This is a genomic window from Moraxella caviae, from assembly GCF_002014985.1.
GTDB lineage: Bacteria > Pseudomonadota > Gammaproteobacteria > Pseudomonadales > Moraxellaceae > Moraxella > Moraxella caviae.
On record NZ_MUXU01000004.1, the window covers coordinates 35,819 to 46,998 of the forward strand.

The window sequence follows — 11,180 nt, forward strand, 5'->3', positions numbered from 1 at the left end:
AAAAATCGTCCAAAAAATCCGTTTGTAATTTAAAAATCCGTTCGTGGTGAGCTTGTCGAACCATGACGGTTTTTAATTTTTCAACAGGTCAAAATCTCTACCAGTTCGACCCTTCGACAGGCTCAGGGCGAACGGGAAATTAAAAACCCTTCAACAAACTCAGAGAGAGCGGAAAAAATCAAAAACTCTTTGACAAATTCAAGGCGAACGGCAAAGTATATTAAAATCACGCCTTTTTCATCAAACCCATCACCACCGCCAATGCCAAAATCTGCACGCCAACGATGCTTGCCACTGTCATGCCCCAGCCGCCATGACTGTAGGCAATGGCGCACGCCCACGCACCGATACTGCCACCACCATAATAGCCAAAATAATACAGCCCAGAAGCCAGCGAGCGGCCTTCTTTGACGTGGCTGCCGATGTAGCTGATGGTGGCGGACTGAGTGATGAACACGCCAGATGACATGATGGTTAGTCCAATGATGATTACAGGCAAAGGCGCAGCCAGCGTAATCAGCACGCCAATGAGTGAGCAACTGACCGCCAAAATGATGGTTTTGGTCATGCCAATGCGTGCAATGACACGGCCTGACAGTGGCGTGATGACCATGCCAATCAAATACAGCGCAAAAATATTCGCCAAGTGCGAAGCGTTCAGATGATAAGGTGCGTCCGCCAAATGCAGATTGATGAACGTAAAACAGCCCACCAAACTAAACAGCACGCAGCCGCCAAGCAAGCAAGCGCTTAGCACATGGCGGTTTTTAGTGTGCGAATGCAGCAGGCTAAGCGCAGTTTTGGCGTTGGCACTGCGGATAAAACGTGTGGATTTTGGCAGCATTTTGAGCGCCCAAAACGCACCAATCAGCGTACAAATCGCCATAATGCCATAACCCATGCGCCAGCCGAGCAATTCATGCAAATGCCCTGCAAAAAACCGCCCACTAAAGCCGCCCAGCACCGTGCCAGACACATACAAACTCATCATCTGCGCCATTTGCTCAGGATATTCTTCAGAAATGTAAGCAATCAGCACCACCGTAATGCCCGGCACGGCAAGCCCTTGTAAAAACCGCCAAAAAGTGAGCGAATCCACCGTCTGACTGATGCCAATCATACCTGTAGGAATGGCGAGCAGCAAAAGCGAACCGACGATAAAACGCTTACGCCCAAAAGCGTCTGAGAGCATACCCATAAAAGGTGAAGTCAGGGCGATTGCCATCACCGTTGCGCCCACTGCCACGCCAACCGCCACCGCACTGGCACGCAAATCCGTCATCAGCACGGGCAAAATCGCTTGCACAGAATACACCTGCAAAAAGGCAAAAAAGCCAATCATAGCGACGGTGAATTTTTCAATCAAGGTGGGGGCGGCAGGTTTCATGGCTGAGTTTCATTAAGATGGCGGCTTGACGGTGGCATTGCCAGCATTAAATAATAATTCAATGCCCAAAGCAATAATACAACAAAATGATGCTATTACGCTTGTGAATGGTTGTCATTGTAGCAAAAAGTTTGTCAAAAAGCACCGATGAATTGCGTATTGTACCGTGCGTTATGTTACAATATTTGACGATGAAAGTTGATTGCGCTGTGGTTTTGGTATAATTGAGTGTTCTTTAAATAATAATTTATACAAGCTGGACGAAATCTTGTATTTTTGCCAATCTGCCAATTTAATAAGCCAAAACAACCAATTTACACAATCAGCCAAATTTTCTACCGAATTAGTCAAAACTTTTTATTAAAATTATTCAAATTATCCAAAAATCGCCATGACAACGCATAATCCTACCGCTACCGCCAACGTTTTAAGCGACACTGCTCAAACCACAAATTCAGCCACAAATCCAGCCACAACCCAAACCGCCAAGCACCTTGATGGCGTGGTGATTATTGGTGGCGGTCATGTGGGTTTATCTTTTGCGCTGCTTTTGGCGCATCACGGCATTGACAGCGTGCTGGTGGAGCAAAGCGTGTATCCGACCATCAGCCCTGATGACGACACGGCACGCACGCAATATCTGGACAGCCGCAATACGGCACTGTCAAGACGCACGGTACAGATTTATGAGCGCATTGGGTTGTGGCAAAGTTTGCAAAGTCATGCTTGCCGTATTGACAGCGTGCATATCAGCGAGCTTGGCAGCTTTGGGCGTGCGGTGCTGGATAAAAAGGCAGAAGGCGTGGAGAGCTTTGGGCAGGTGATGGAAAATGCGTGGCTTGGCAGACAGCTTTTACTTGCCGCCAAGGCGAACGCTCACATCACGCTGCACGATGACGCAAAAGTGGTGAACATCACCCAAGACGCCACATCAGCAAGCGTCAGCGTAGAGCAAGCAGGCAGAGCTTTTGTGCTGAGTGCGCCTTTGGTGGTGGCGTGCGATGGCAGTCAGTCGCCAAGCCGTGCGCTGCTTGGCATTGGCACAAGTACACACGATTATAATCAAGTGGGCATCGTGGGCGTGGTGCAGACCGACAAGCCGCACCAACACATCGGCATTGAGAAATTTTCTGAAGTTGGGCCGCTTGCGGTATTGCCGCTCACCGATGGGCGTGGCGATGGGGCGGACGACAGCACGGCAGGATTTCGCCGCTCGGTGGTGTTCATTTGCCCAAAAGGCGAAGAAGCACGCTATTTGCAGGACGATGAATTTTTCTTGGCGACACTGCAGCAGGTATTTGGCGATGACGCAGGGCGTTTTGTGCAGGCGGGCAGACGTGGCGCGTATCCATTGACGAAAATTTTAGCGGACAGACAAGTGGTCGGCCGCTGTGTGGTGATGGGTAATGCGGCGCACACCTTGCACCCTGTGGCAGGGCAAGGGTTTAACCTATGCCTAAGAGACGCTGATACGCTGGCGGCAATGCTGGCGCACGAAAAACGCCAAGCGCAAGCAGCGGGAAAGACGGCGGATTTGGGCGATTATCAAAAACTGCGTGCGTACGAGCAGGCACGCCAAAAAGATCAGCAGCGTGTGATTAAATTTTGTGATACGGTGGTGGGCAGCTTTACCAGCAAAAACCCTGTGATGAAATTCGCGCGCAATGTCGGCCTCATTGCCTTTGATAAAATTCCGGGCATCAAGCCTATGGTGGCGGCTTATGCGATGGGGCTAAAATCTTGATAAGTGCTTGATAAGTTTTTGATAAACGGTTGATAAATGCTTGACAAATAAGGCGTTGCCGATAAAATTTTTGGTGAAATTTAAGAAATTGGGTGTGTTTTTATAAAATTTGACGATTTTATACTCAAAACCCCTTGCAATTTTACCAAAACCATATATAATACACGCCTACGGAAGCTTGGCAGAGCGGTTGAATGCACCGGTCTTGAAAACCGGCGTGGGTTTGTAGCCCACCGAGAGTTCGAATCTCTCAGCTTCCGCCATTATTTTTTCTATCACAGAAAGCAAGAACCAATCACCATCGGTGGTTGGTTTTTTGTTTTGGGTGGGTTAAAAACCGCTTGTGATAAAAAACCGTTCAAAAAATTGTTCGTGGTGAAAATACCAAAAACCGCTCGTGATTTAAAAAACCGTTCGTGGTGAGCTTTGTCGAACCATGGACGGTTTTAGGTTCAAGCCTTTCTCAAGTTCGACCCTTCGACAAGCTCAGGGCGAACGGAAAGATTTATTAAAAAACCGAAAAACCGCTCGTAATTTTAAAAACCGTTCTTGACGAACTCAAAAATCCGCTCGTGGTAAAAACCATCCAAAAAACCGTTCGTGGTGAGCTTGTCGAACCATGACGGTTTTTTTGGGTTCAATCCTTTACCAAAAAACCTTGCCACGTTCACCCTTCGACAGGCTCAGGGCGAACGGGAAAATAAAAACCCCTCAACAAACTCAAGGCGAACGGTAGGGCGCATAAACTCAAAACAAACGAAAAATTAAAAAACCACTACGCAGCAATCTTTGCTTGCAGCTCGGCACTTGGCACGCCGCTGTGAAAACGCAGCTCATCATCAGGCGAATCGATCAGCTCTGCTTCCACCGCGCGGAAAAACGCCACACGCTCATCGATGTCTTCATCTGTTACCGAGCGTGCCAACGCCAAATAATCTTCATAATGACGTGATTCAGATTTTAGCAGATATTTATAATAACGTGCCAATTTCTCATCATCAATCACGTCCGCCAATGCCGAAAAACGCTCACACGAACGTGCTTCAATAAACGCCCCAATAATCAGCACGTCCACCATGCCAGCTGGCTCCCAAGTGCGTTTGTGCTTGAGCAAGCCCTTGGCGTAGCGTCCTGCTGGCAGATGCGACCACGCAATGCCACGCTCTTTCATTAGGCTTAGCACCTGCTCATAATGCAGCATTTCTTCACGCACCAGCTGAGCTAGGCGCTCTTGCAAATCACGGTGAAATTCGTAGCGGAAAATTAGGTTCATCGCCGTGCCAGCTGCTTTTTTCTCACAGTTGGCGTGGTCTTGCATGAGTAGCGGCAGGCTTTGTTTGGCGGCGGCTAGCCATTCATCGGACGTGCGCGCGCCCAAAAATTCGTGAATGTGGCTGATGTCCGTAGTCGCACGAGCGCGCGTGGTGATGTGCTGCAAATCGTCTTCTGGGGCGATGGTATCGGTGTCAAAAGTATGATTATTCATGGTGTTGTTCATTGGTTGGGATTTAAGAATATGGGTGAAATTGTTCAAATGCTGTTTATGGTAAAAAACCGTCCAAAAATCCGTTCGTGATTTAAAAACCGTTCGTGGTGAGCTTGTCGAACCATGGGCGGTTTTGGGGTTGAAATTCCCACCAGTTCACCCTTCGACAAGCTCAGGGCGAACGGTAAAATAAAAATCATGGACGGTTTTAGGTTCAAGCCTTCCACCAGTTCGACCCTTCGACAAGCTCAGGGCGAACGGCAGGGCGTGCCAAAAAACCGAAAAACCATCACCAAGCACAACCCAGCTTTTCAAAAGGCAAGCTGTTTTCACCCAATAAACTTACCCAGCAAATACGCAATCACCGAACCTGTCGCAAGGGTGGTGATGATTTGCAAATATGGAAACCAAGCCGTTTCCTTGCGCATTTTTTCTACGGTGGCGTAGCTTTCGTTCACGGATTGGCGTGTGGCTTCTACGGTTTGTCGGCTGAGCTCTATATCATGCTGTAATTTGGTGATGTCTAGCATAAGTTTTATGTAATTCGTCATCGCTGAGTTTTTCCAATTCGATGTTTCTGATGTCCATATACGCACCCATAATCAGCGGTCATGCCGTCATTATAAGTGAAAATCTACCACCGTGCAACATCACACGCCACGCCATCTCGCACCATTTTTTACCGTTTTAAAATCATCTCAATATCTTGTGATAAAAACTTTCGTGATTTAAAAAACTCACCCAAAAACCACCCACACCCAATACCCACCAACACCACCACATAATCAATTAAATCTATCAAACCCCACGATTTATAAAACAAAACCAATCAATAAAACCACCACAAACCGCATACAAAACACTACAAAACCCACCGAAAATTGCTCAAAAATCGTCCAATTTTGGCGCGAAAAATCCCTTTGAAAGCCACGCCACGCCTAACAAGTGTTCACTTACTACACTCGGTTACAAAACAACTATACAAAACTCTAAAAACCCACTAGAGAAAAATTTGCGAAAGGTTTAAAATATACGTATCTTGAAATGTAAGTGCCTTTCGCTCGCCCAAAAAAAGCTCACCTAGTGAGCAGGGCAAATGCCAAAATTTTGGGCGGCGTACCCCCCCCCCATAAGGTGCGCAACAGTAAGTACGCCTTATGTTTCAGGATTTTTTCCATAAACCAGACCTTATGACGCGCAGTGCGCCCATAAGTAAATCATAGGTATATTATGAATAAAGTCTATAAAGTCATATTTAACCGCTCGTTGGGCGTGTTCCAAGCTGTATCAGAGCTTGGTAAATCGCAGGGCAAGACGAGCAGCAAAACCACCACAGGCAGCGTAGCCAAGACGGTAACGCTATCTGTGGCGGCAGCTGGTGCCATCATCACCAGCTCACAAGCACTAGCTGCTCCAATGGTAGAATCGCCGGGTCAAGATGGTATCGCTTATACCTATAATGACGGCAACAGCGTAGCAACTGCTACCCACCCATACAGCATCGCCATCGGTCGTGCAACGGCTGAAGGTGCGTACACTTATGCACTAGGTTCTGACTCTGTAGCGAGTGCAGAAAACGAATCCGGTGCGGTAGCCATTGGTAAGCAAGCGAATGCCACCGGTCAGCAAGCGGCTGCTATCGGTGTGCAAACTACGGCAAGTGCTAATGGTGCAACTGCTATCGGTGCAGACGGCACAACTGCTGCTGGCTACCAATCTACCGCCATCGGTGAAAGCACTTTCTCGCTTTCTTCAAACTCCGTTGCCATCGGTTCTGACGCTACGACAGCAGGTAGTGAAGACGGCACAGGCAAATACTCAACCGCATTGGGTTATAGAGCCGTTGCAAGCAACGATTCCGATAAAAAATTCCGCGACGACGGCGTTCAGTTGCGTGATGTAGACAACACAGATGAGTCACACGCCATTGCAGCAGGTTCATCATCAAAAGCAGACGGCTATTGGGCATCTGCCATCGGTGGTCACGCCAGTGCAACGGGTGACCGCACAACCGCAATCGGTGGTGCGGCAAAAGCCAGTGCCTGGCGTGCGACTGCTGTAGGTTCAGGCTCGTTGGCAAACAATGTAGGTGCGACCGCTTTGGGTAACGCATCTGATGCAACCGCTGCTGGTGCAACCGCACTAGGTCAATTCAGCGTCGCAGACGTGCCAAACTCAGTAGCTCTAGGTTCATACTCCATCGTTACCGCTGAAAGAACCGACAACACCGCCGGTACCACCACCTACGACAGCGTAGAAATCAACGGCGTGGATTACGAAGGCTGGGTAGGCGGTACTACGCACGAATTTGAAGGCGGTACGCCGATTTCTGTGGTGTCTGTGGGCGGTAAGCAAACCATCACTGATGAGCAAGGCAATAAGAAAGAAATCCTCGTCAGCCGCCGTCTGCAAAACGTATCAGCAGGCTTAATCTCTGCGACTTCTACCGATGCGGTAAACGGCTCGCAGCTTTATATGCTGGCAGCGAAAACCAAGCCGAATTACACCCACGTTAACGATGGCGAGAGTGCGTCTCCAATCGACCGAAGCGGCACAGCAGAAGGCGAAGCACTTAATGCTCTGATTTTCAATAAATCAGGCAATAACTACTATTTGAAATCCGAAGCAGACATTTTGGCAATGCCGACCAGCACGCCGAAAGAAGTTGCTACCTTTGAAAAAGCCAAAAAACTCTACTACAACTACAAACAAAACAGAGGCTTGTACCACGAAGGCGGCGGTGCGACCAACCTTGGCGACATCGCAATGGGTATGGGGGCACACACCGCAGGCTATAACGGCGGTGCAAGCAGCAACTCTATCGCCATCGGTACAGACGCCCAAGCTGGTCTGAACACGGTTTCAGACAGACTTGCCGGTGCGACAACGGCTGAACGGGCTGCCTCTGCACACAATAGAGACGTGATTGCCATCGGTACGCGTGCTACGGCGGTTGACCGTGTAAACGTAGGCTCGTTCTCATTGCAAACCCCGGGCAACGCCTCTTGGGGCGATGCGATCGCGACCGCAGTTGATGGTGCCTCTGGCAGAGCAACCAATATTTACAACCGCACCAAGCAAAGCACCAAGAGTGCAGCCGCACCAGAAGGCTATAGTGCTAGTGAGCTGACAAACTCTAATGCAGCTCATTATAATCAAGCTACGATTGGTAGAAACGGACCTCCTTCGATGAACGAAGAGTTGGGTATCCAAAACCACGACTATAACCCTAACGAAGCCTTTGCCCGTGCAACGGTATTGGGTTCTGACGCAACTGCTACCACAGGCTCTATCGCCATCGGCTCAAATGCAACGGCAGGCCGTATTCCGGGCTTGTATGGCAACCCGGGCGAAGGTTTCGGCTTGGCGGTTGCCGTGGGCTCAATGGCATCGGCATTGGGCAACTCTTCTGTTGCCGTGGGTAACAACGCAATGGCAGGTGGCTATGGTGCAATGGCGATGGGTCGCCAAGCAGCGGCGTTGAAAAACAACGCAATGGCATCAGGTGTGGCATCAGCAGCATTGGCTGCAGGCTCTATCGCCTTTGGTGCCCAAGCCCAAGCAGAAGATAAAGACGGTATCGCCTTCGGTGTGGGTATGGCATCTGAAAAGATTACCACCAACACCGCCAACAATTTGTACTCAGTGCGTAAAGAGCAAACCCTCTCTCAAGGTGAAGGGGCGATTGCCTTCGGCTCCGGCGCGCGTGTAGAAAACGGCAGAACAGTACGAAATGCACTGAATGTCAACGATACAACACTGACAGCCACCGGCAACACAGACGGTGCGATTGCCTTCGGTCACGACAGCCGTACCTACTCCAAAGCAGGTTTGGCAATGGGTGAAAACACCGTATCGGGTGTGAAAGGCGATAAGACCATCATCGAAACCGTCGCCATCGGGAACAAAGCTCAAGCCGTGGGTAACATCTCACTTGCCATCGGCTCAGAAGCAATGGCGAAGGGCAACCAAACCATTGCTATCGGCTATGCCAACGTGGTTGAAGGCGACTTCTCCGGTGCCATCGGTGACCCTTCTACCATTCGCGGTACCAACTCATACACCGTGGGTAACGACAACATCGTCGCTTACAACACAGACGGTGCATACGGCTTTGGTGCGAACAACCAATTTGGTGGTACGACCACTTACGATGCTAACGGTAAAGCCGCTCGTGATGCCGTTATTGCCAATACCAGCTCAGCCACTGGCTCAGCTATTGTAGGTAGCCGTAACCACGTTAATACCAAAGGTACGTTTATCATTGGTAATGGTGTCAATACCACAGGCTTGAACGCAAGCATGCAAAAACTGAGCGACAGCGTAGCCAACTCAGTATACCTAGGTAATGACAGCACCGTAACCACTAACCAAAACACCACTGCAGACGACTTTGACCCATGGGTACAAGCAAAAGGCAAAGATGGCACGTTCACCAGCACAGGCATTAAAAATGCAGCCCTGAACTCAGCAACTGGAAACACCAGTGAAACTGGCGGTGCATTTGGCACAGTAAAAGAAGCCACCATCAACGGCATTAACCTAAGCAGAGGCGAATCATTCAATCTTACTTATGGTGATTTTGAAGGCGCAAGCGCGGTAGGTGCAGTGTCTGTGGGTGCAGCTGGCGCAGAACGCCGTATCCAAAACGTAGCGGCTGGCTTGATTGGTCCACGTTCTACAGACGCCATCAACGGCTCACAGCTTTACACTGCAACCAAAGCAGTGATGGAAGCCATGCCTGTGGTGAAAGCAGGTGATAACATCACCGTAACACCATCAAAAGCAAATGCGACTGGCGTAGTAACTTATACTGTAAGCGCCACGCTACCTGAAGGCGGTGCACCAGTAGAAAGCTACACCCACGTTAACGACGGCAGCGAAGGTCAGCCGGCAGGCGACCCAGCCACCAACAAAGGTGCTTACAACGCCAAAGGCGGTGCATTGGGTAAGAATGACATTGCCATCGGTATCAATGCTAAATCTGCTGGCGGTTCTGACAGTATCGTCATTGGTACGAAGGCACAAAGCTCGTCAACCTCTAATGCAACAAACATCGTTATTGGTAAAGACGCACTGACAAACGCCGAGAGTAACGTTGTTGTGGGCAAGTCGGCAAACATTGTAGGTGCTGAAGACGCGGTTGCTATCGGTACTAAAGCACAGGTTACCGGTGCGTCGGGCGTTGCCATTGGTCAGAAAGCGGCAGCGACTGGCGAGCAATCGGTTGCCATCGGTGCCGAAGCGGCAGCAAGCAACAAACGCGCTATCGCCATCGGTGATAGCGCTCAGGCTCAGGCGAGCTAATCTATTGCCATCGGTCGTGATTCTGTAGCGAATATCGATAACTCGGTTGCTTTGGGTAACAACTCTCAAACCGTAGCATCAGGTGCTCACACTGGCGGTACAGGCAGAGTAAGCTCAGCCACCGTAAACGGTGTGACTTACTCAGGCTTTGCAGGTCGAAATGCAAGCTCTGTGGTATCTATGGGTACTTCAACCGACCCTCGCCGTGTTCAGCACGTTGCCGCAGGTCTCATCGACGCTTTCTCTACAGACGCCATCAACGGCTCGCAGTTGTATTTGGTAGCTGATAAGCTGAAAACTGAAATTGACACTAAAGCCTCTCCATTTACCACTTATGTAAACGGTACTCAAGTTGAAACTATCGGTAAAGATGATACTACTGTACATTTTGCTAACGGTTTAGGTACAACGGCTCGTTTTATCCCAGCAACAGGCACAGATAAGAACGCACAAATCACCTTTGATGTGAATGTGGACGATGAGACGGTTAAGATTGTAGATGGCAAGCTAACTGCGGTTGCTCCAAACGTAGTTGGTACAGGCTTGGCGAACGTAACGTCTGAGACTAAAGACGGTGTTACTACTTATACTGTAGACGTACCAAAATCAGAAGCGCCGAGCGTAACTGGCGGTAAGCTAAATCTGACCACTGGTGGCGATACTATGGTATTGACCGCAAACGACACCATCAATGCGATCAATAACTCTGGCTTCACCTTGACCACTTCAGCGGCAGAAGGCAAGAAAATCTCTGGCGATGATGAGACGATCAACCCGGGTGATACCGTAGACCTAGTAGCGGGCAAAAACTTGACCGTGAAGCAAGAAGCGAACGGTAAAGTAACCTTCGCAACTGGCGAAACCGTACACTTCACTACCATCAATGTTGGCGAAACTCCAGTAATCAACATCGGTGTAGGCGGTATCAACATGGGCGGTAAGCCTATCACCAACTTGCCGGGCAACCTAACTCCAACGTTCAACAACGATGAGTACAACCCAGATGGTAAAACTGTAACCATGGGCATGAACTTGCCATCGAACTTGAATCTAACGGCTGCAGCAACTGTAGGCGACATTCTAAACTCTGGCTGGAACCTACAAAACAACGGCAACTCAGTTGACTTCGTGAAGCCTTACGACACTGTGAACTTCGTGAACGGTAACGTAACTACTGCAGTAGCAACACCAAATGGTGATGGTACTTCAACAGACGTAGCTTACAACGTAAACTTCGATCCAAATACGTTGACCAC

The 11,180-nt window shown here is 49.3% G+C and carries 5 protein-coding genes, 1 tRNA gene and 1 pseudogene; 4 read left to right on the top strand and 3 right to left on the bottom strand.

Going from position 1 to position 11,180, the window contains the following annotated elements; genetic code table 11:
- Positions 1-226 precede the first annotated feature (226 nt).
- Complete coding sequence (locus tag B0181_RS00420) at positions 227-1,387, bottom strand: MFS transporter (RefSeq protein ID WP_078275527.1); 1,161 nt, start codon at positions 1,385-1,387, stop codon at positions 227-229.
- Between the two features lie 391 nt (positions 1,388-1,778).
- On the opposite strand from B0181_RS00420, the gene B0181_RS00425 reads away from it, so the two are divergent.
- Entirely contained in the window at positions 1,779-3,131 is a 1,353-nt protein-coding gene (locus B0181_RS00425) for an FAD-dependent monooxygenase (protein WP_078275528.1), read from the top strand.
- A 172-nt stretch (positions 3,132-3,303) separates the two neighbouring features.
- A tRNA-Ser gene (locus tag B0181_RS00430) sits at positions 3,304-3,394 on the top strand.
- A 512-nt stretch (positions 3,395-3,906) separates the two neighbouring features.
- On the opposite strand, the gene B0181_RS00435 is transcribed toward B0181_RS00430, so the two are convergent.
- Positions 3,907-4,617 carry a MiaE family protein gene (locus tag B0181_RS00435; RefSeq protein WP_078275529.1) on the bottom strand — a complete coding sequence of 237 codons (711 nt, stop codon included), beginning with the start codon at positions 4,615-4,617 and terminating at the stop codon, positions 3,907-3,909.
- Between the two features lie 329 nt (positions 4,618-4,946).
- Positions 4,947-5,147, bottom strand: a complete 201-nt coding sequence (locus tag B0181_RS00440) for a hypothetical protein (RefSeq protein ID WP_078275530.1) — start codon at positions 5,145-5,147, stop codon at positions 4,947-4,949.
- Between the two features lie 700 nt (positions 5,148-5,847).
- On the opposite strand from B0181_RS00440, the gene B0181_RS12410 reads away from it, so the two are divergent.
- Positions 5,848-9,924 (top strand): ESPR-type extended signal peptide-containing protein, encoded by a 4,077-nt coding sequence (locus B0181_RS12410; protein WP_078275532.1) that lies wholly within the window; start codon positions 5,848-5,850, stop codon positions 9,922-9,924.
- Between the two features lie 51 nt (positions 9,925-9,975).
- A pseudogene (locus tag B0181_RS00450) lies at positions 9,976-11,180 on the top strand (hypothetical protein); the annotation flags it as partial.

Bases quoted from the DNA above. Each gene is read 5' to 3' on its own strand.
- B0181_RS00440 (WP_078275530.1), bottom strand. From the start codon at position 5,147: ATGCTAGACATCACCAAATTACAGCATGATATAGAGCTCAGCCGACAA.
- B0181_RS00425 (WP_078275528.1), top strand. From the start codon at position 1,779: ATGACAACGCATAATCCTACCGCTACCGCCAACGTTTTAAGCGACACT.
- B0181_RS00420 (WP_078275527.1), bottom strand. From the start codon at position 1,387: ATGAAACCTGCCGCCCCCACCTTGATTGAAAAATTCACCGTCGCTATG.
- B0181_RS00435 (WP_078275529.1), bottom strand. From the start codon at position 4,617: ATGAATAATCATACTTTTGACACCGATACCATCGCCCCAGAAGACGAT.
- B0181_RS12410 (WP_078275532.1), top strand. From the start codon at position 5,848: ATGAATAAAGTCTATAAAGTCATATTTAACCGCTCGTTGGGCGTGTTC.